Source organism: Vibrio xiamenensis (assembly GCF_900100015.1).
Lineage (GTDB): Bacteria > Pseudomonadota > Gammaproteobacteria > Enterobacterales > Vibrionaceae > Vibrio > Vibrio xiamenensis.
On record NZ_FNDD01000010.1, the window covers coordinates 118,545 to 139,196 of the forward strand.

General features: G+C 50.7%; 21 protein-coding genes and 1 riboswitch. All 21 genes read right to left on the minus strand.

Features of this window, described 5'->3' with window-relative positions; genetic code table 11:
- Positions 1-40 precede the first annotated feature (40 nt).
- The 21 genes from rhaB to BLS03_RS10430 all read right to left on the minus strand — a co-directional run bounded on the left by rhaB (position 41) and on the right by BLS03_RS10430 (position 20,337).
- Positions 41-1,513, minus strand: coding sequence for a rhamnulokinase (gene rhaB, locus BLS03_RS10330; protein ID WP_093273123.1), 1,473 nt, complete (start codon positions 1,511-1,513; stop codon positions 41-43).
- Positions 1,514-1,858: 345 nt separating this feature from the next.
- Positions 1,859-2,932, minus strand: coding sequence for a nicotinate-nucleotide--dimethylbenzimidazole phosphoribosyltransferase (gene cobT / locus BLS03_RS10335; protein ID WP_093273126.1), 1,074 nt, complete (start codon positions 2,930-2,932; stop codon positions 1,859-1,861).
- Between the two features lie 40 nt (positions 2,933-2,972).
- Complete coding sequence (locus BLS03_RS10340) at positions 2,973-4,559, minus strand: cobyric acid synthase (protein ID WP_093273128.1); 1,587 nt, start codon at positions 4,557-4,559, stop codon at positions 2,973-2,975.
- Positions 4,560-4,570: 11 nt separating this feature from the next.
- Complete coding sequence (locus BLS03_RS10345; protein WP_093273130.1) at positions 4,571-5,392, minus strand: ATP-binding cassette domain-containing protein; 822 nt, start codon at positions 5,390-5,392, stop codon at positions 4,571-4,573.
- Positions 5,389-6,069: a cobalt ECF transporter T component CbiQ gene (gene cbiQ / locus BLS03_RS10350; RefSeq protein WP_093273133.1), complete on the minus strand. Its 681-nt coding sequence runs from the start codon at positions 6,067-6,069 to the stop codon at positions 5,389-5,391. The genes BLS03_RS10345 and cbiQ overlap by 4 nt, the downstream gene beginning before the upstream one ends.
- A complete protein-coding gene (locus BLS03_RS10355; protein ID WP_093273136.1) occupies positions 6,053-6,421 on the minus strand; it encodes an energy-coupling factor ABC transporter substrate-binding protein in 369 nt (122 codons plus the stop codon). The genes cbiQ and BLS03_RS10355 overlap by 17 nt, the downstream gene beginning before the upstream one ends.
- Positions 6,418-7,155 carry an energy-coupling factor ABC transporter permease gene (locus tag BLS03_RS10360; RefSeq protein WP_093273138.1) on the minus strand — a complete coding sequence of 246 codons (738 nt, stop codon included), beginning with the start codon at positions 7,153-7,155 and terminating at the stop codon, positions 6,418-6,420. The genes BLS03_RS10355 and BLS03_RS10360 overlap by 4 nt, the downstream gene beginning before the upstream one ends.
- A gap of 43 nt (positions 7,156-7,198) precedes the next feature.
- A complete protein-coding gene (locus BLS03_RS10365) occupies positions 7,199-7,924 on the minus strand; it encodes a cobalt-factor II C(20)-methyltransferase (protein WP_093273140.1) in 726 nt (241 codons plus the stop codon).
- Entirely contained in the window at positions 7,921-8,712 is a 792-nt protein-coding gene (cbiK, locus tag BLS03_RS10370) for a sirohydrochlorin cobaltochelatase (RefSeq protein ID WP_093273203.1), read from the minus strand. The genes BLS03_RS10365 and cbiK overlap by 4 nt, the downstream gene beginning before the upstream one ends.
- Positions 8,709-9,521, minus strand: a complete 813-nt coding sequence (gene cobK, locus BLS03_RS10375) for a precorrin-6A reductase (protein WP_093273205.1) — start codon at positions 9,519-9,521, stop codon at positions 8,709-8,711. The genes cbiK and cobK overlap by 4 nt, the downstream gene beginning before the upstream one ends.
- Positions 9,518-10,243 (minus strand): precorrin-3B C(17)-methyltransferase, encoded by a 726-nt coding sequence (locus tag BLS03_RS10380; protein ID WP_093273208.1) that lies wholly within the window; start codon positions 10,241-10,243, stop codon positions 9,518-9,520. Before BLS03_RS10380 ends, cobK begins: the two co-directional genes overlap by 4 nt.
- Positions 10,243-11,328, minus strand: coding sequence for a cobalt-precorrin 5A hydrolase (locus BLS03_RS10385; RefSeq protein ID WP_093273210.1), 1,086 nt, complete (start codon positions 11,326-11,328; stop codon positions 10,243-10,245). The genes BLS03_RS10380 and BLS03_RS10385 overlap by 1 nt, the downstream gene beginning before the upstream one ends.
- Positions 11,309-12,079: a cobalt-precorrin-4 methyltransferase gene (locus BLS03_RS10390; RefSeq protein ID WP_093273213.1), complete on the minus strand. Its 771-nt coding sequence runs from the start codon at positions 12,077-12,079 to the stop codon at positions 11,309-11,311. Before BLS03_RS10390 ends, BLS03_RS10385 begins: the two co-directional genes overlap by 20 nt.
- Positions 12,072-12,692, minus strand: a complete 621-nt coding sequence (locus BLS03_RS10395) for a decarboxylating cobalt-precorrin-6B (C(15))-methyltransferase (RefSeq protein WP_093273215.1) — start codon at positions 12,690-12,692, stop codon at positions 12,072-12,074. The genes BLS03_RS10390 and BLS03_RS10395 overlap by 8 nt, the downstream gene beginning before the upstream one ends.
- Complete coding sequence (gene cbiE / locus BLS03_RS10400) at positions 12,679-13,284, minus strand: precorrin-6y C5,15-methyltransferase (decarboxylating) subunit CbiE (RefSeq protein ID WP_093273218.1); 606 nt, start codon at positions 13,282-13,284, stop codon at positions 12,679-12,681. The genes BLS03_RS10395 and cbiE overlap by 14 nt, the downstream gene beginning before the upstream one ends.
- A complete protein-coding gene (gene cbiD / locus BLS03_RS10405) occupies positions 13,277-14,467 on the minus strand; it encodes a cobalt-precorrin-5B (C(1))-methyltransferase CbiD (protein ID WP_093273276.1) in 1,191 nt (396 codons plus the stop codon). Before cbiD ends, cbiE begins: the two co-directional genes overlap by 8 nt.
- 23 nt (positions 14,468-14,490) lie before the next feature.
- Positions 14,491-15,192: a cobalt-precorrin-8 methylmutase gene (locus BLS03_RS10410; RefSeq protein WP_093273221.1), complete on the minus strand. Its 702-nt coding sequence runs from the start codon at positions 15,190-15,192 to the stop codon at positions 14,491-14,493.
- 194 nt (positions 15,193-15,386) lie between these two features.
- Positions 15,387-16,346: an adenosylcobinamide-phosphate synthase CbiB gene (gene cbiB, locus BLS03_RS10415; protein WP_218122003.1), complete on the minus strand. Its 960-nt coding sequence runs from the start codon at positions 16,344-16,346 to the stop codon at positions 15,387-15,389.
- A 193-nt stretch (positions 16,347-16,539) separates the two neighbouring features.
- Positions 16,540-16,729: riboswitch (cobalamin riboswitch) on the minus strand.
- A gap of 345 nt (positions 16,730-17,074) precedes the next feature.
- Positions 17,075-17,986 (minus strand): transcriptional regulator PocR, encoded by a 912-nt coding sequence (gene pocR, locus BLS03_RS10420; protein ID WP_093273224.1) that lies wholly within the window; start codon positions 17,984-17,986, stop codon positions 17,075-17,077.
- Positions 17,987-18,409: 423 nt separating this feature from the next.
- On the minus strand, positions 18,410-19,501 hold the full coding sequence (locus BLS03_RS10425) for a glycerol dehydrogenase (protein ID WP_093273227.1): 1,092 nt from the start codon (positions 19,499-19,501) through the stop codon (positions 18,410-18,412).
- A gap of 32 nt (positions 19,502-19,533) precedes the next feature.
- Positions 19,534-20,337 (minus strand): MIP/aquaporin family protein, encoded by an 804-nt coding sequence (locus tag BLS03_RS10430; protein WP_093273230.1) that lies wholly within the window; start codon positions 20,335-20,337, stop codon positions 19,534-19,536.
- Between the last annotated feature and the right edge of the window lie 315 nt (positions 20,338-20,652).

Consider the following 20,652-nt stretch of genomic DNA (forward strand, 5'->3'; position numbering starts at 1 on the left):
GTGGGTCATTAGCCTTGCGCCTGCTCAATTGAGGTGACGGCTACTGCGTTAAGGCCTGATAGCGCTGCTTTATTGCCGCGAGTTCTGCCACAGACTGTGGATGGTAGGTCTGTACCTGCGACGAATGGGCGATCACTTCTCGACCCTGCTCTAAATTGTCTAAATGACCGAGCGCTATCATCTGATTAACCACGTTTCCCAGCGCCGAAGCCTCGGTTGGCTCGGTATAAACGGTGATTTGGCATACATCAGCGCACAGCTGATTAAGCAGTTTGTCTTGCGTTCCACCACCCACGATACGAATCGAGTCAACGTGAATGTTGCTCGCTTGAGTGATGTGTTCGAGCGCCTGACGATAGGCCAGCGCCAAGCTGTCATATACACAGCGCACCAACTCAGAAAAGGTGTGCGGCGCGCTCAAATCGCGCTCAGCAAACCATTGTTTAATCGCTGCGGTCATGGAGCTTGGATTTAAAAATGCATCGTCATTGGGGTCGATAAGGTATTGAAATGGCTTCGCACTTTTCGCCAGTAAAGCAAAATCTTCAAACGCTAGTGATGGGTTTTCCGCTTTCAAACGCTGCAGTAACCAAAGGCCCATGATGTTTTTCAAAATGCGATAGCGCCCGTCAACGCCACCCTCATTGGTGATGTTGTAACGCTGGGCAAGCACACTGGTGCAAGGCGTAAAGCTTTCCACTCCCAGTAGAGACCAAGTCCCTGAGCTTAAATAGGCTGATTCACCGGTTTTAATCGGCGCTGCCGCCACCGCCGATGCAGTATCGTGACTGGCGACCGAGCAGACCGGAATCACCACGTCGTCTCTTTGGTATTGGCCGATGATTTGATTTGGCATACTTGGTGGCAGGAACCAGCTTGGATTGGCGCCACAAGCATCGATCAAAATCGGTGACCAGGTTTTGGATTCACACTCCAGCAGCTGGCTGGTTGAGGCATTGGTGTACTCACAATGCTGCACGCCGCAAAGCTTGTAGTTCAGGTAGTCAGGGATAAACAGCAAGGAATGAATGTCGTCAAACCATGCGGGCTTTTGCTCACTGATGGCTTTCAACTGATATAGTGAGTTGAAGGTCAGAAATTGAATTCCGCTGATATCGTAAATATCTTCGCGGCTCAAGCCGCTATGCTCCAATAAGGTCGACAGCATGCCTTGAGTGCGACTGTCGCGATAGCTGACAAATTCACCCAGGTGTTTGCCGAATTTATCCAACAACACAAAGTCCACACCCCAGGTATCAATCGCCAGAGATTCAACTTCAATCCCTGCAGACACGACTTTGTTAATGCCGACATCAATCTCTTCCAAAATTCGATATAAATCCCAGCAAGATTGGCCTTCAATAATCACTTGGCTGTTGCTAAAGCGATGGTACTCTTCAAGAGTGATGCGCTGTTGCGCAGTAAAATCTGGTGCGGCGGAATCTGCCACTAACTGCCCGACCATAACGCGCCCGCTCGAAGCGCCTAAATCGATTGCAATAACACTATTCATAACGTCGACCTCAATTCTAAGTGGGTCAATTACATCCTAAATTCGCCGCGCACAACTTCATTTTTCAGACAGGTATTTTGGAAATCGGACATTTTTTATAGATTGGTATGACCGAGCTCAAACTCTTTAATAATGGGTTTTATCAATGGGTCTAAGCGCCTGTTTTCACGCCATCTAAAACGTGAAATTGCGCAAATTTCGCTCCTAGAAATCAGGGTGTAAAATCCGCCATGTTTGAGGTTTGATGTCGCGATAATCGTTCTCTTTGGACGCCTAACCGCAGGCACAAAAAAAGCGCAGCTTCCTCTGGAAACTGCGCCTTGGGCGATAAACATAGGTTAAAAATTACATTGGACTTGGCAGTGGCACGCCATGTTTTTCCATCGTCCCCATACGATTAACCATCGCGTGGGCTGCATCAATAAACGGCATCGCCAGCGCCGCGCCGCTGCCTTCACCAAGGCGCAATTGCATATCAATAAACGGCTGCAACTGTAAGTAGTTAAGCGCCAAACTCGCACCTTTTTCCGCCGACAAGTGCGAGGCAATCAGATAACCATGAGCGTTGGGCGCCAGCAGAGTTGCGATCATCGCTGACGCATAAGAAAGAAAACCGTCCAGCATCACCGGAATACGCATCGCGCTCGCGCCCAGAATCGCGCCGCTCATCGCTGCCAAATCAAAGCCGCCTACTTTCGCGATAATATCCAGCCCATCGCGCGCATCAGGCTGATTAGCCTCAATCGCTTGGCGCACCACATCCACTTTATGTGCCAAACGGTGGCTGGGAAAATTGGCGCCTAGCCCAACCACTTGCTTGGGCGAATGCCCGGTCACCACGCTGACGATCGCTGCCGCCGGCGTGGTGTTGGCAATGCCCAGTTCACCAATACCAATCACGCTAAGCTGCTCTTGGTCGATTACCTGCTGGGTATACCTCGCCACATTAGCGATCAACTGACTGGCTTGTTCGCGGCTCATCGCTGGCCCACTGGCAATGTTGCCGCAGCCACGCGCGATTTTGATATTCACCGTGCCGTCAATCGGCTCGCTATCGATACCGACATCAAGCAGTTCAACCCCGACATCATTAGCGTGGCTCAGCGCCGCGACGCCGGTTAAGCCTTTAACGGTATTACACGCCTGAATGGCGGTAACCTCTCTAGGCGTCACCGCCACATGCTCGGCAAATACGCCGTGGTCCGCCGCCATCACCAGAATCTTTTTGCGCCCGAGCGGCCAATCGCAGCGACGGTAGATCGCCGCTAACTGGCAAGCCAATGTTTCCAGACGGCCTAGGCTGCCAATCGGCTTAAACAGCTGATCAACTTGATGCTGCGCCTGACGGCGTACGCTTTCATCGACTGGCGCAATGGAATCCACCAGTGACTGGATTTGAGTAGCGAGGCTTGCGGTCATGCGATGCTCCTTTCTTGCCTGCGGTGACAAGATTTGGCCGTTAGGCCGAGGTTTTCAATTTAAGAGAAAACGGCGTCATCAATGCAGTAATGGCATCAATGCTTAAAGCGCTGCGTAGTTCATTGGCGAGCAGGTCAAACTGACCTTGCTTGTATTGCTGGTAGTCAAATACGTCCGGTTCTAAAGGCAGCAAGCCTTTGCTTTGACGCAGGCGGTTTAACCACAAACGGGTAAACTCACTATGGTCAAACAGGCCATGAATATAGCTGCCAGCGATCAGACCATCGGCGCTCACTGCGCCATCTGCAACCAGCACCTTTTGGTCATTTCGCATATCGATGCTGGCAAACGGCTGAGCATGCTCACCTAAGGTGGTCACGCCCATATGAATTTCGTAGCCACTCAGTTCAATGGGTTGCTGAGTGCGATATAAACCGCCTAATCCGCCATTCATCACTGCGTGAATCTGAGTGGTGTGTTTGCGGCTTGCAAACTGGGTAACACAATCCAATAAACCCAGCCCCGCCATGCGTTCAATACCAGACTCAACGCCATCGATGATTTGCTTACCCAGCATTTGATAGCCGCCGCAGATGCCAAGCACCGGCGTTTTGCCAAACGCGCACACACCAATCGCAGCGGATAATCCACTTTGATTAAGATAGTTAAGGTCAAACAGCGTGTTTTTACTGCCCGGAACAATGATGGCGTCAGGTTTGCCGAGTTCATCTGCCGAGCTAACATAACGCAGATTGACATCTGGCTGAGTGGCAAGGGGATTAAAATCGGTGAAGTTGGCGATATGGGGCAGCTTAATCACTGCTATATCAAGCATCGTTGCGCTTTCAAAGCCAGTTTCGGCTTCGCTCTGTTTGGCTTGACGCTGGCGCGCGCGCATCCGCTCCGGTTGCAATGCCACGCCGTCTTCTTGCTCTAAATCGAGATTCAAATACGGCACCACCCCCAGCACTGGCACTTTGGTCAAAGCTTCGATTTGATCAATGCCCGGTTGCAGCAGTGCCACATCGCCGCGAAACTTATTGATGATCACACCCTTAACCCGCGCGCGCTCAGAATCACTCAACAGCGCCAGCGTGCCGTAAATCGAGGCGAATACGCCGCCGCGGTCAATATCGGCAACCAAAATAACCGGCGCGTTGATCATCTCCGCCAGCCCCATATTAACGATATCACGGTCGCGCAGATTGATTTCTGCCGGACTACCCGCGCCTTCGATGACTATGATTTGATGTTCGCTGGCCAACTGGCTAAAAGCGTTAAACACGCACTGCTGCAATTGAGGTTTGAACTCATGGTAAGTTTGCGCGTCCATATCGCGCAGCACTTTGCCCATGACGATGACTTGAGACCTGCGATCGCTGGTTGGTTTAAGCAGCACCGGATTCATTCGCACATCCGGATTAATGCGCGCTGCTTCGGCTTGGAAAATCTGCGCGCGACCCATTTCTGCGCCTTGAGCCGTAATGCCGGAATTCAGCGCCATGTTTTGCGTTTTAAACGGCGCGCAGGAATAACCTAAATCGGCGAAGATACGACACAGCCCGGCCACTAACACGCTTTTACCGACATCGGATGCCGTGCCTTGTAGCATAATTGCGTAAGTCATAAGCTTCTCTCCTAAGCGTTGGCTTGATGCCCTGCGTTGTGCGCAGCGGCAAACAGTTGCTGTTCATTACGATAGAGCGGATAGCTCAGTTCAACATGCAGCTTGACTAACCACGGCTGTTCAAGCCCAATCTGTTCAATGGATTGACGGTCTAGAAATACACTTTCCGGCGCCCCTTGCAGCGCCACGCGACCATTGGCCAGCACATACACGTAATCACACACTTGGTAGATCAAATCGATATCGTGACTTGAAATCACCACGTGTTTGCCCTGCTTCACCACTCGGTCGATGACACTTTTCATATGCCTTACACCGCTTGGATCAAGCCCCGCCGTTGGCTCATCAAGCAGTAAGTAGTCACTGTTGAGTACCAAGGCCCCGGCAATGGCCACGCGCTTTTTCTGACCAAAACTCAAATACTGCACCGGACGGTCGATAAACCCGAGCCCATCCACCATGCGCAGTGCGCTGGCCGTGCGCCGCTGCACTTGCGCGCCATCAACACCGAGGTTTTTCAAACTAAACCCCACATCGCTGACAATATCGGTATGAAAAATCTGCTGATCCGGCTCTTGAAACACCAATGACACACGTTGGCGGTGAGCCAATAGTGCCGCTTTGCTATAACTCAGTGGCGTATTTTGCCAACGCACTTGGCCTTTGCTGGGTTTAAGCAAGCCAAGCAGCAATTGGAACAGAGTGGATTTTCCGCAGCCGTTTGCGCCCACCACGCCAACCACTGGTGCCTGAGCGAAATTAAGCGTTAAATCATGCAATACCCATTCATCGCGCTGGTAGCCAAAACTCAGCCCTTGGGTGTTCAAACTCATAGATGAAAATCTCCCTGATACAACTTAGCTTCCAGCGCCAACTGCATTTTTTGTTGACGAATCAATACTCTTTCTAGCAGCAGTCCCACCAGCATCGCCAACGAACGCAACCATACTCGGCGTTTTCCATAGCCAAAACGCAGAGTTTGGGCGTTAAAAATCGCCTGCGCCTCTTCGATAAAAATAAAGATAAAGCGATAGGTCAGCATGACCTGCTCAATCAGCACCAGTGGCAAATGCGCACGTTTTAGCAGTGACAAACATTGCTCAAACGGCGTAGTGAGCACAAAAAACAGGGTCGCGGCCAAACAGCACAGCGCGCGAAACGCGGTGTGCACCGCAAGCATCAAACTGGCATCACTGATACCCAGATAACCATCGCCCCACCAAGGCAGCGCGACGATTAAATCCGCGGCTCGCGGTGCGCTGGTCAGCACCATCACCAGTAAACTCAGCAGCAAAAATCCACTTGGCAGTGCGAGCCAAGCAAGATACTGGCGCACGCTCAGCCGCGCGGCGTGACAGGTCAACATCATCAGCGCGGCAAACAGCAGCGCTTGTTTTGCCAGTGGCAAACAAAATGCCAGCAGCAGACACAGGGCATACAACGCCGCTTTTCGCCCTTCGCCGACCGAGCGCCAGCGGCTTTGATAAGCAAATTTATCGATGATCAACATGGCGCAGACCGCCTGATTTCGCCAAGTTTGGACGGCGCGAATTGGCTTTGCCTTCAGCCTCATTCTGACCTTCAACCTCGTTCTTACCGGCGCTGCGACCGTGATAAAAACCGAGGATATAAAAGATCACCGCCGCGCCAAGTGAGCCTTGCAATGTAAACAGCAAACTCTCAATTTCACTGCTGGCTGGTTCAAACAGCGGCGCCGCCCATGGCTGATAACTCGGCGCAATCTGGTTTATCACCGCTTCTGCTTCGCCATCCGAGCCTTCATAAGCGCCGTTTTGAGTCACCACAAATGGCAGCGCCACCAATGCGCACAGCAGCGCGATCAAAGTTAAGGTCTTTTTCATCGCAACACTCCTTGCGAGGTGATAAGCGAACGCTTGGTAAGCTGGTCATAAATCAGCACAGTTAACAGCCCTTCCGCCAGTGCAATCGGCACTTGTGTGACCATAAATACGCTGACAAATTTGACCACTGATCCCCAAACGCCCGCTTGCGGATCAGGAAACGCCAACCCGAGTTGCAACGAGGTGACAAAGTAAGTCGCAAGGTCGGCCACCACCGCGCACAAAAACACCGCGATATCACGACGTAATCCAAGCCGTTTGGCGCCAATCCAGACCCAATAACCAAGCATTGGCGCCAGCACCGCCATCGACATGCCATTGGCGCCAAGCGTGGTTAAACCGCCATGCGCCAGCAACAGCGCTTGAAACAAGAGCGCAATAGCGCCAAGCACTGGCACTACCATAAAACCAAACAGAATCACTGCCAGCCCAACTCCAGTTGGGTGCGAACAACTGCCGGTGACCGAAGGCAACTTAAGCGCCGATAGCACGAAAATAAATGCACCGCACAGTGCTATCAGCACTTTTTTGTGACTGTCCTGGCCAACAGTGCGCTTAAGATAACGAATGCTGAGCACCAGAAACGGAATAAACAGTACCCACCAAGTCAATGCCCATACTGGAGGGAGAAAGCCTTCCATAATGTGCATTGCGTTGGCATTGGTTGGCATCATGCCAAATGCGCCAATCCAAACGCTCCACGCCAAAGCATTGGGCGTTATTGTTGTTTTCATCCTTCGTCTCCTTATTCGCAGCTCTAGGCTCGCACTTGTGAATTTAACGAGTCGACCAAGCGCGATTGACAATAATGGTTGAAAAATACGGCAGCTCGATATCGTCCGACACATCAGCCAACTGACGATAACTCAGTTCGTTGTCCATCGAAGCGTTGGCCATCAGCACAGCATGGTCAAGTAATTTAAGCTCGCCAAGTAGCTGTTTGATTGCGGCAAAGCGGCCATACACTTTCATTAGCACCACGCACTCGTGGTCAGTTAACGCGCTGGCAAGCTTTTGCACAGGCGCGGTGCACGACATCACCGCCATCGACTGCTGTTCCATACACAATGGAAATTGCGCACTTGAGGCAATGCATGAATACGACGAAATACCAGGGATGATCTCGATATCAATTTGGTGCTCAAGCCGCTCTAGCAGGAACACCCAAGTGCTAAACAGCATCGCATCGCCAAGGCTAACAAAACCAACGCGCAGCCCTTGCTGGACCTGATGCACAATCTCTTGCGCGATGGCATCCCACGCGGCAATTTTTTCATCATCGTTGCTGCTCATCGGAAAATGCCGAGTACGTACTTGCACCTTGGAGCTTAAATATTCGCGCACAATCGATAGCGCTAGACTGTCGCCTTGCTTACGACCCGCCGGTGCATACAGCACATCCAGCTCGCCTAACATACGCGCGCCGCGCACTGTGATAAGGTCACTGGCACCGGGCCCAGTACTGATGGCGTAAAGTTTGCCGCGGGTGTTGGTTTGGCTCATGCCACTTGCTCCTCTAGGTGAATGGCGCTGTTTAAGTGCTCAATAAACATCTGTTGAATCAAAGCATTCTCGCCAAGCCCTTTCACGATCGCGTGCACCTCAATGCCAGAGGCTTGAATTTGGCTGCGCCAAGAATCGGGATCACTTGATGCCATGTCGTTTTTGGCGTGATCGCCGGCCACCAGCATCAAGGGCATTAAATACACCCTTTTGATCTGTTCGTTCTTAAGCCGCTCAATCACAGCGCCAATATCCGGATAACTTTCCACCGCGCCGACAATAAACGGCAACTTGGCGGTCATTAGCATGTGATCAAGGCAAGCGTAAGCCGCGAACGCATGATGCGTCGCGCCATGGCCCATCAAGACTAAGCGTTCGTCACGCGCCAGCGCGGGCGATTGATGCTCAATGGCCGCAATCAAATTTTGGTAATCTTGATAACCACTGAGCAGTGGTAAACCGAGTTGCAAGCGCCAAAACAGGCTACGGTAGTGTTTGAGTTCGAGAGCGATTTTTTCATACTCATCGCCGTTGATAATGTGCAGCGACTGTATCAATACATCTTGGTAGCCTTGCTGATACAAACGCTCCAGCGCTTGCTGTGGATTGTCAATCACCAAGCCATCACGGCGTTTCAGCTTGTTGATGATCATTGATGAGGTAAAAGCGCGAAAACAGTCACGATCAGGGTGTGCGCTAGCAAGCGCTTGCTCACACGCTTGAATATTATTGACCAGCGCATCTGGGTAACTGGTACCAAAACTGATGATTAGAAGGGCTTTTTTCATGCGCGTTGCTCCGTTTGTTGCCAGTGAGCAAAGAGCGCTCGGCACTCTTCAATGCTCGAAATTAAGGCGGTGTAATTATTAGCGAGACCATTGCTTGGCCGCGCAATCACAATGCAAGTAATGCCAAGGGCAATGCACGGCTGGACTTTCTCGCTAAACCCACCCGCGTCGCCAGACTCTTTGGTGATCACCACATCCGGCGCAAGCGTTTGATACAAAGCTAAATTCATCACCTGACTAAACGGCCCTTTCATGGCGATGATCTGCTCAAGGCCAAAGCCGAGCGCTTCGCACTGGGCGAGTACTTTCGATGTTGGCAACACTCGCACGTACAATTGCTTATCGCTTAGCCGCTGACGATACTGCGCTAAGTCTTTACTGCCAGTGGTCAGCAACACTTTTTGCTGCTTCTCGGTGACCAATTGGCACGCCTTCTCAAGGCTTGGTGCGCGCTGCACTAACGGATGATCAAATTGATCAATTTGGCTGCCGCGCTCATAACGAATCACCGGACATTCAATTGGCACGCACACCACCAAGATGGTTTGGCGCAGCACTTCGGCATACGGGTGCGCGGCGTCAATCACGCAATCAACGCCATAGTTGACGATCCAATTGCGCATCTCACTCACGCCCATACGCCCTAAAATCAGCCGCGTGGCGACTTGCTTGGAAAAGCTTATCGCCGCTTGCTCCCCTGCGGCGGTCGCCACCGAGAGCGTGTAGTGAATTTGGTGTTGATGCAGCGCCTGACAAATCGCCAGCGCCTCAGAAGTACCGCCAAACACCAGCACATGGTTGGGTTTCACACTTGGTATCCTCTTGGCGTTACCATCAAACCGTTGTCGACATAGGTAGACTGGTTACCCACCACCACCAGAGTGCGCATATCCACCAGCTCAAAATCCATCGCTTCCAACGTGGTCAGCCAGTGCTGCTGTTTGCGCCGACCCGCTTCTTTGACGATGCCAACCGGCGTAGTCGGCGCTTTATAGGGCGCCATCAATTCAAATGCGCGGCGCAAATGCCCTTCCCTTCCGCGGCTGCGCGGATTGTAAAAACAGATCACAAAATCAGCGTCAGCGGCGGCTTGAATGCGCTTTTCAATCACCGGCCACGGAGTGAGCAAATCGCTTAAACTGATATGACAGAAATCGTGCATGAGCGGCGCGCCAAGCACTGCACCGGCAGCGATACTGGCGGTCATCCCGGGAATCACTTTCACGTCAACGTACCAATCTTGCTTGCTGACCAATTCTAAAATCAGCCCAGCCATGCCGTAAATGCCCGCATCTCCGCTGCTAACCAGTGCCACGGTTTTGCCGTTTTGCGCCAGTTCTAACGCCGCTTGGCAGCGTTCAAGCTCTTTACACATACCGGTTTTAATCACCGGTTTGTCGCCCACCAAGGCTTTGATCAAATGGGTATAGGTTTTATAACCGACGATCACATCCGCTTGCTCGATCGCTTCGCGCGCTTGGTAGGTCATCATGTCAAGCCCACCCGGGCCAATGCCTATCACGTATAACATTAATTCAGCACTCCTAAGCTGATGGTGACGCCTTGAGTTTTGAGCGTTTCACCAAGTAATTGACCGCCACTGAGCAGCCAGGCCACCGGCTGCGATACCGAGCCAACCCCAACGGTTTTTTTGACAAACTCCGAGCTTGGAAAGCGCTCAGCGCTCTGTGCCAATTGCTCCGCGCTATAGAGCGTCAGCGGCACTTGGCACCGTTTGGCAAGCTCAAGTAATGCCGGTTCATCTTGCTTGATATCGATACTGCCAAGGCTTGCCACCGCCAGCGGATGCAGATGATGACGCGCCAAATGTTGCTCAAATAGGCTAAGCAGCACATTTGGTGCGAGTGCTTTGCGACAGCCGACTCCTGCAACGATACGTTTGGGAATCAACTGAAAACTTGGCACCGGCCAATCCGGACGCTCGCCGTTCATCGACACATCAATCAAGGCGCTCAAATCGTTGGCAATCGGCTCGTCCGCTGCCACAACGCGCAGACCGCGAATATCGAAGTTGTGAATATCAAACCCCAGTAGCTCGATAAGGTCAGGGTCAACGTAAATCCCCACCGGCTCACCACTTACCAACAACTGATTAACGGTTTTGGTCGCACGGCGAAAATCGACTAATTCGGCGCACATCTGGCGCGATAACAGATCCAAACTACAGGTCTGGTTGACATCGGTTGAGGTGGTGATCACCGCGTTAGCCTCTAAAATGTTCGAAACATAACGGGTCAGCTCATTGGCGCCGCCAAGATGCCCCGACAGCAAGCTGATGACGTTATGACCTTTTTCATCAATCACCAGCACAGCTGGGTCAGAGAGTTTATCGGCCAGCAGCGGCGCGATGGTGCGCACGACAATGCCGCACGCGCCAATCACAATGATCGCGCTATCGCGCATAAACGCTTGAGCAACACTATTTTTGAAACTGCCAGCAAAAGCTTCAAAACCTTGGGAAAACGTGCTGTGCGCTAAATATTTCTCGGCGCAGTAACACTTCATCGGCAAATGCCCACGCAGCTGGCTTGCCAGCTTTTGACCGCCCGGAGTTAAAGTAAACAGCGAGACCGATTCACACCTGACGGTACTCATGACTGAACTCCGCATCGTAAAGTTTGGAATAGTGGTACTCATCACCTAAAAAGCGTCCGACGAGAATCAGCGCAGTTTTGTTTATGCCCGCCGCTTTCACTTGGTCGGCAATATCACTGAGCGTGCCTTTGACCACCTGACACTCAGGCCAGGTCGCTTTGTACACCACCGCAATCGGCGTCTCACGGCAATAGCCGCCTGTGAGCAGCTTATCGACCACCGCATCGATCCCCTGCACGGAGAGAAAAATCGCCATTGAGGTTTGATGAGCGGCAAAACGTTCGAGCGACTCCAGCTCCGGAGTTGGCGTGCGGCCCGCCATGCGTGTGATGATAAGACTTTGCGCCACTTCAGGGACGGTATACTCAGCGCCAAGCTCGGCGGCGGCGCCAAGAAACGAAGACACCCCCGCAATACTGCGAAAACCGATGCCCTGCTTGGCGAGCTCTTCACCTTGTTCACGAATCGACCCATACAGCGCCAGATCACCAGTTTGTAACCGCACTACCAATTTGCCCTCGCGAACACTGCTCACCATCAACTCGATGATTTGACCCAAATTGAGCGCCGCGCTATCCACGCACTTAGCGCTGGGTTGGCAATAATCGAGCAGCGCCGGATTAATCAAAGAGCCGGCATAAATCACCACTTCAGCTTTACTTAGCAATCGGTAACCTTTGAGCGTAATAAGCTCCGGGTCGCCAGGCCCGGCGCCGACAAAGTAGACGTGTGACGGTGTGAATTCATCCATCGGATTGTTCCCCTTGTTTGCTAATGGGCTCGGCTGACGTTTGCGGATCGCGCGGCGTCACTTTTTTGCACGCCACCACAAAGGTTGGGTTATTGGGTTTGAAGTAATAACTGCTGCCAAGCGGCGTCATTTGCGACACCAAAAGTTGGGTACATTGCAAGCTGGCTACCGAGCACTGACGCAAATGGTTAAGCGCTAGATTGAGGTTATCTTGCAGAATAAAGGTCATCACTAAGCGGCCATTTTCCACCAGATGGGCCAGCGCCCAATCCAGCAGTTCGGTTAACTGGCCGCCGCTGCCGCCGATAAACATCGCATCCACACGACCAGAAAATTCACACGGAGCACTTTGAGGCAAAATATGGATTCGCTCGCAACCAAAGCGTTTGGCGTTTTCCTCGGTGAGCGCTACCGCGCTCGGCTTTTGCTCGATAGCCAGCACATTTAAGTTGGGATAGCGCAGCGCCGCCTCCACCGCCACACTGCCCGAGCCAGAGCCGACATCAACAAAGCGTCCGGCGGCGTTGAGCTCTAATCGGTCAAGCACTACCGCTCGCACTTCTTGTTTGGTCATCGGCACCCCATCGGCGCGCAGAAAATCACTGTCTTTCATTAAGGATCACCACCACGTTCATGTCATATTCCATCTCCACCTTATGCGGCGGCACAATTGAAATGCGCTGATCGGCGTAGCCAAGGCGCTCGCCGATGATAAAAGTGCAGCGTAAATCGCGAATCATCGCCTGCTGAGCAAGTTGGTAAGGGCCGATGGACTTATCAGTCACCAGTGCCACTTTGGAATGCGCAAACAGAAAATCGAAATTCGGCTGTTTGCCATGGCTGCTGGTAATAAATACATCGTTCATCGCCAAGCCCAACTCTGAAAACAGCAGTTGCACCGAACTGATGCCGGGCAAACACTCGCGATACCCAGGCTCAATGGCATCCGCGATGCATTTGCCAATACCAAACAGCATGGGATCGCCCGATGCCAACACCGCGACGCGCCGCCTTTTGTTACAACGTAACCAATCAAGCATTAAATCGATGCTGCCAGACATTTCCATTCGCTCGCCGATGAAGTCTGGAAACAGCGCCAGCAGACGCGGCCAGCCAACTAAAAATTCAGCGCGGTCAATGGCATTTTCCGCCTGACGGGTCAGCATCATGCGACTGCCTGGGCCAGTGCCAATCACACTAATCATTGCGACTCTCCTTTGCTTGTTTGCTGTTATTTGTCGAGCACAAAAAATCGGTTTGAATGTCGGCTATTGGGCGGTTACTTCCCAAAACCTCACCTTGCATAGAAAACAGCACCACATCGCAATTAAGCGGTTTATCCGCGTACTTAAGCATTTGCTGAACTCGAAGCTCGGCCTGCTTGGCGATGTTTGAGTACGCCACTTGAAAGCCCGCTTGGTCTATCAGTTCAAGTGCCTCTTCGGTTGAAACGCAGTGATAGACCTGCTTGAGTAACTCATGGGGCGCATTTAGTAGCGCTAAATGCGTTACCAGAGTTTCCATCCGCCCGTCCGCGATATGTGAGTGGGTGTGAAATACCCCAGCCGCGACTTTCACCAATTTGCCGATATGACCAGCCAATACCACCTGACCAAAGCCGAGCCGCTGCGCTTCTTGCAACATGTAACCGACGAAGTTGCTCATGGTCACCAGCGCGTTAGTTGGCAACGACAGTTGCTGCTCAACAAAACGTTCGCCATGATTGCCCGGCACCATAATCACTTGCTCAAAGCCGCTGGCACGTTTCTGCTCAAGCTCAATGGCCAGCGAGCGCTTCCAGCTCTCTTCAGACATCGGCGTCACTATGCCTGTGGTGCCAATGATCGAGATGCCACCTTGAATACCCAGCCGTGCGTTATAAGTGCGTTTGGCGCGCTCTGCGCCTTGTGGAGCAAAGATCTCTACGCGCGCGCCAAGCTGCGGACCAATCGCCTCTCTCACCGCTTGGGTAATGGTGTGACGCGGCGTTTTGTTAATCGCAGCTTCGCCGACCTCAAGACCGATGCCTTTGCGCGTCACCACACCAATGCCAACCCCGCCCTCAATCAAAATATCGCACTCTCTTGGCAACAAACTGACTTTGGCAAAAATCAGCATGCCGTGAGTGGCATCGACATCATCACCGCCATCTTTACGCACCGCAGCGATAGCTTGGCTGGGTTCGACGCTGACTTGCTCAACCGCTAATTGCAGCTCGATTCCCGATGGCGTCACGATCGAAACTTGATGAATCGCTTGTTGACGCATCACCATCAGCGCCGCCACTTTCGCCGCAGCCGTAGCGCACGAACCTGTGGTATAACCTTTGCGATACGCTTTACCGCGATGCCACACCAACTGCTCGGCTGGGTTAATTGAACTTTCCATCTCACTGCCCATGGCTGACCTTGCTACTGCGGCGCTTGGCTGGCGTCAGCAGTATTCGCAGCATCGGTGTTTATCGCGTTGGTCGTGACATCGCGCGCATCACGCATCGCATACAACACCGCATTGACGATCGCCGCGGCAACATTGCTGCCGCCCTTGCGCCCTAGCGCAGTGATAAAGTGAAAGTCACTGTCATACAGTGCCTGTTTTGATTCTGCGGCGCCAACAAACCCAACCGGTACACCAATCACCAACGGCTTAGGGTTGGGATTGGCACTTAACAGTTGAAACAGCGCAGTTGGCGCATTGCCAAAGACAAACAGTTTTTCTCCCGGTTCGCTAAGCGCCTTATCCACCGCCGCCATTGAACGCGTGATTCCGCGCGCTTTGGCCTGCTTTGCCACGTCAAGGTCGGCGATATAACAGCGCACCTCAACGCCAAATTCAGCCAGCAAACGTTTATTGATGCCCGACAGCGCCATGGTGGTGTCGGTATACAGCGTGCAGCCGCGACTCAAGGCGGCTTGCAACATCTCAAGCATCGCAGGCGAAAAGCGCATAATGGTTAACCAATCAAAATCGGCAGTGGTGTGAATGGCGCGGGTGACGATTTTCTTTTCCAATTCACTGCCAAATTGGTGCTCGGGATAATCGCTCGCCAAAATGTCATCGATGATCTCAAAGCTGGTCGCTTCAATATGCTGCGGCTGCTGAATAAAACTCATATCGGGCTCCTGCCACCTAAATATTTGCCGGTAATGTCGATGCTTATTGGTGGAATAAGCGACTGTGAGATAAGCGTTTAAGCGTACGAATCACCAAAGTCGGCTCGGCGCTACGACTTGCTCATGAAGAAAATCGGCTCATGACGACAATCTGCTGACAACGAAAATCCGCTCAAAACTAAAATTTGCTAACACTAAAATTTGCTAACACATAGAAAACCTGCGCTAAACAGCGCCAATGCCATTAGCGATGCGACCCACATAGTGCGAGTGGCGAGCAAAATATCGGCAGGCTGCAAGCTGCGTTTGGCATCACCCAGCCAAGGCTTTTCGACCCACTCGCCAAAATAATAATTTGGCCCGCCAAGGCGCACCCCAAGCGCGCCCGCAACGGTGGCTTCCGGCCAGCCGCTGTTGGGGCTGGCATGTTGACGGCGATCGCGCCAACCGATAGTCAGCGCGCTACGCGGACTTCCCCCTGCGAAACCACTCGCTATCGCCATCAACAACCAGCTTATTCTTGCTGGAATCCAATTCGCCACATCGTCCAATTTGGCCGCCACACAACCGAGCTGCCGATAGCGCGCGTTGTGATAACCGACCATCGAATCCAGAGTGTTGACCGCCTTGTAGGCCATCGCCAAAGGCACGCCGCCGATAAACAGGTAAAACAGCGGCGCAATCACGCCGTCGACGGTGTTTTCCGCCACGGTTTCAATCGTAGCGCGAGTCATCGCCTCGCTGTCTAAACGTTCGGTGTCACGGCCAACAATCATCGATAGTTGATATCTCGCCTGCGACAAATCACCACACAGCAGCGGCACCATCACTGCCAGCGCCGCATCATTGAGCGAACGGGTGGCAAGCACGGTGTAAGCCATCCAAAGTTCCACCAGCGCGCCAATCGCACTGTGCCACTGATAAGCAAGGCTAAGCACACACCAACTCAATGCTGCACTGGCGCCAACCACCGCTAGCCAAAGCACTGCCCCCGCCAAGTAAAGGGCATCTGGCGTTTTGGCGCGGCGGCGCAATACCCGTTCAAGGCCAGAAATAGCGTGCCCCATGACGCGCACTGGATGCGGCCACGTCGGCGGATCACCCACAGTAAAATCGAGAAAAAAAGCACTGATATACAGATATAAGCTCAGCATGCTGTTCTCCCGCTTAAGGCAACAACAGACAAGCTCAACGCTTGAAACACATTGTGAAGTGTTAAATGGTCAACGGAACGCACTCTTGGCATGGTCCACCTCGCGTTTTATCACTTCGAAAGTCGCGCACGGAAGATGGCACCTCTCTGCCAAGGCTAGAGAAATGGACTCCCGCTCACTTCCCACCGAAGGAGCTTATGGGGCGGTATTGACTCGTCTTCTGGCTTAGCCTCACCCTTCTTGATCCCTTCCCGTAAACACAGTGGTGTAATCAAGTCGTCAGCATTACAGCAGCGGGGGCTGCGGAGGAATCACACCTCACTTCCGATGCTCAAACACGGCATATTCCGCATTAAGAGCACATCAATACTCAAACCGAAAATTTTTCATCGACAGGTCGCCTTAATCGGTGACCTTAATTTGGGTTAATATCCTTACTATAAACATTTAAGCGATAATTTCTGGTGACAATAAAACAAATGGTGGTGACTTTTTTCACTTTAATGGTAAAAAATTGCCATCAAAAATTAAAAACCAAACAAATTCACACAGATAGTTTATTTATCACCAAAACAACAATGGTAAATTATTGCGCTTTCCAATTATTTATTTTTGTTAAGTTGAGCAAATTTTTATAATTCGCATGCTGGTGTTTTTTACACAATAAATTTGCACAAATAGAAGTAAGTTAATAAATAAATGGAATTGAAAATAAGTTGTGAATAGATTTATTCAAATAGCACTTCGCCACGATAATGCGCATCACGAAATTCTTGTGGTGTCATTTCGCATATTTTACGAAACACTTTGCAAAAATAACTGGTCTGCGAAAAGCCAAGATTTTTAGCGATAATCGCGATCGGTAAATCGCTATTGGTGAGCATTTTCTGCGCGTGCATCATGCGGTGTTTATTGAGATAAGCGTTAAAGCCTATCCCTTGCTGCTTTTTGAATAATTTAGAGAAATAGTAAGGACTTAGGTAGACATGTGAGGCCACATCTTCAAGCTTAATGTCATCGCAAAAGTGGTTGTCGATATAGCGCAGTGCCTTTTTGATTTTGTGGTCGTTGCTGCTTGAAGTGTGGAGAACTTTAGGCTCGTGTTCGGTGTCGGTGGCGTCGATCACCATCAAATTAATGTGTTTACGAATGCAGTTATCAACGATCAGTTTCAGTAGCTCTGCCGAGGCTTCGACTTTCTTAAAATCGACCACAGGTATATCTTGATAATACTTATTAAGCTCCTGATTTTTAGCCCAATCTTGATGAAACTCGAGAATATCTTGTAGCGAATCGGCTTGATCTTCCACCAACCGTACTTGGCCACACAGCACAAAGCCGACCAAATGGCCTTCAATGATCATTGGAATCGAAAAATCGGTAAGCCCAGCGTGACAGCGATAAACGCACGGCTTGTTATCGGTTGAGGCTTTTAACCCACCGCGTCGATCACTCAGCATGCATTGCTGATAAAGCTTAGGATCTTGGCGTACTTTCTGGCAAAACGTGGAAAAATTAAATCGCTCAGAAATCTCTTCTCCGTGGATATTGACCACAACCACCGCCATTTCGGTCGCCCGTGCAAAGTCCGCCGCTATTTTTCTAATTAAAGCGGAATCTAATGAGCTAACAGTAGTCATAGTTACCTTCTTACATGGTTTTTAGAATAATAAATTATAGGGTATAAAAAATGTGACCGCCTAGCTTACAACACGTTATAACATTTAAAACCTTGAGATTAAGTGATCGATTAATCATTATAAATTTATTTTTTAGTGTGCAATTAATCAATATAAAACCTTCATACTTTAGATATATTTCTCCCAATTAATTTTCATTAAATACTTTTATTTATTCAGCAAGCAGTTACATATTCCAAGATCACCTTGTTAGCGTTTATTTTACGCTTTGTTATAAAGTTAGCTGTTTAAATGAATATTCGCTCTAAGCCAAAAACTTATTATGGGAAAATATTCTAAAGCAAAAAAAGCGCCCTTAATGAGCGCTTTTGCCACTAAGCCGCAACACAAGATTGCGAGCTTAAGCTCCCCCCGCAGCGAAGCTTATATTACTGCCGAGCCCAGTTCATGAGCCGTGAGCATTGCTGCCAATACCGCCTCAGGCGTGACCTCAAATGGCATATTGTGCATGGTTTCACCCTCGGCGCAGGACGCTTGCGCAACTTGCAGCAGTTTGGCTCTGTCAATGTTAGTCACGCCCATATCATTTAGGTTGGTTGGCAACCCCACCGAGCGACAAAAGCCGATGACAGTGCGAATTTCATCTAGCGGCGCGTTTTCTAACGCCAATTGACTTAAGGTACCAAACGCCACTTTTTCTCCGTGATAGAGATGGTGACACTCTTCCATCAAAGTCAGCCCATTATGAATCGCATGGGCAGCAGCCAGCCCCGAGCTTTCAAAGCCAACCCCCGACAGGTAAGTATTGGCTTCGACCACGTTATTGAGCGCTTGGCTAGCCAGATTATGATCGCAAGCCAGTTTGGCTTTTAGGCCATCACTGAGCAAAATCTCATAGCACAATTTGGCCAAGGTTTGCGCTGCGCGAGTCGGTGCGCCGCCTGCCATGGTGGCTTTACCGCTGCGTTGATTGGCGCGCGCTTCAAAGTAGGTCGAAAGCGCATCTCCCATGCCGGAAACCAATAACCGCGTCGGCGCGTTGGCAACGACCTGAGTATCCATGATCACCACATTGGGGTTATGGGCATAAAAGCGATACTCACTAAACTCCCCTTGCGGCGTATAAATCACCGATAGCGCACTGGTTGGCGCATCGGTAGAAGCGATGGTCGGTACAATAGCCACCGGCAGGCTCAAATTCGCCGCCGTCGCCTTGGCGGTATCAAGGGTTTTACCGCCGCCAATCCCGACGATCACTGTGGCATGCTGAGCTTTGGCATGCTCGGTAATGCGGTCGATTTCAGTAATACAGCACTCACCTTGAAACTCAGTGAAATACGCTTCTACCAATTGCTGCTGACAACTGGCGTTGACTGCCTTCTCAACTAAATGGGTCACGAAGGCATCGGCGATCACCAGAGCATGCTCGCCAAGCGGTTTAAGATAGGTGGCCAAATTGGCCATCACATTGGCACCCTGAACATATTTGCTCGGGCTGATAATGATGTTGTCCATACACGCCTCCTTAGGCGTAAACCAGGCGCAGGCTATTGAATTTCTTCTTTATATTTTTCTTGTCCAGGCAATCCACGACTGATAAAAAACCGGTAACCCGCGCCACCCACACAGGCACCAATCAAAGGTGCGATGATGGGTACGATAAAGTATGGAATGTCACGAGCACCGGTAAAGGTCACGGTTCCCCAACCGGCAAAATAGGTAAACAATTTCGGGCCGAAGTCGCGTGCGGGGTTCATAGCAAACCCAGTCAATGGTCCGGTGGAAGCACCGATCACCGCAACCAAAATACCGATTAAAAGCGGTGCAAGGGCACCGCGTGGCACACCATTGCCATCATCGGTTAGCGCTAAAATTAGACTGATTAACGTCGCGGTGATCACCACTTCAACCAACGCGGCTTGAAATACTGAGATATCCGGGTGCGGATAGGTACTGAAAATACTGGCAAGGTAGAGGCTTTCATCAGAACCTCTGACCATTTGGTGGGCGGTTTCGTAGCTGACAAACAAATTGTGGTAGAGCAAATAGCATATTGCAGCGCCAAAAAATGCGCCGGCGATTTGCGCCACGCAAAATGGAATCACTCGACGGCGTTCAAAATTGGCAAACAGCCACAAGCCAACGGTAACCGCCGGGTTTAAGTGCGCCCCCGACACTCCAGCGGACAAATACACCGCCAGCGCAATCCCAAGCCCCCACACAATGCAGATTTCCCACAAGCCAAGATTTGCACCAGCCAGTTTTACTGCACATAAACAAGAGTTACCAAAAAATAGAAATAAACCGGTGCCAAAAAACTCGGCAATACATTGGTCTTTAAGCGTATTCATCCTAACCCCTTAATTAGATCGCAATCTAATAAACATGAGTAGTTATTAATAAGATTGACGAGTCTTATTTCCTTAACCAAGACTAAAACACAGCAATAAGGAACAGACCGAACCCTTAAAGTATATTTTTTAACCGAATGAGATTTTTGTCCTATCCTATTTTAGAGCTGATAATTTTTGGCTTTTTCTCGGCAACAAAATTTCAACAAACAAAAATATAAACATAAAAACAATAAGTTATAAAAAATAGCAATAACAAAATTTAGCGATTGATGAGATCAAAATAATGATAACAACATCTCATAGTTGGCATTT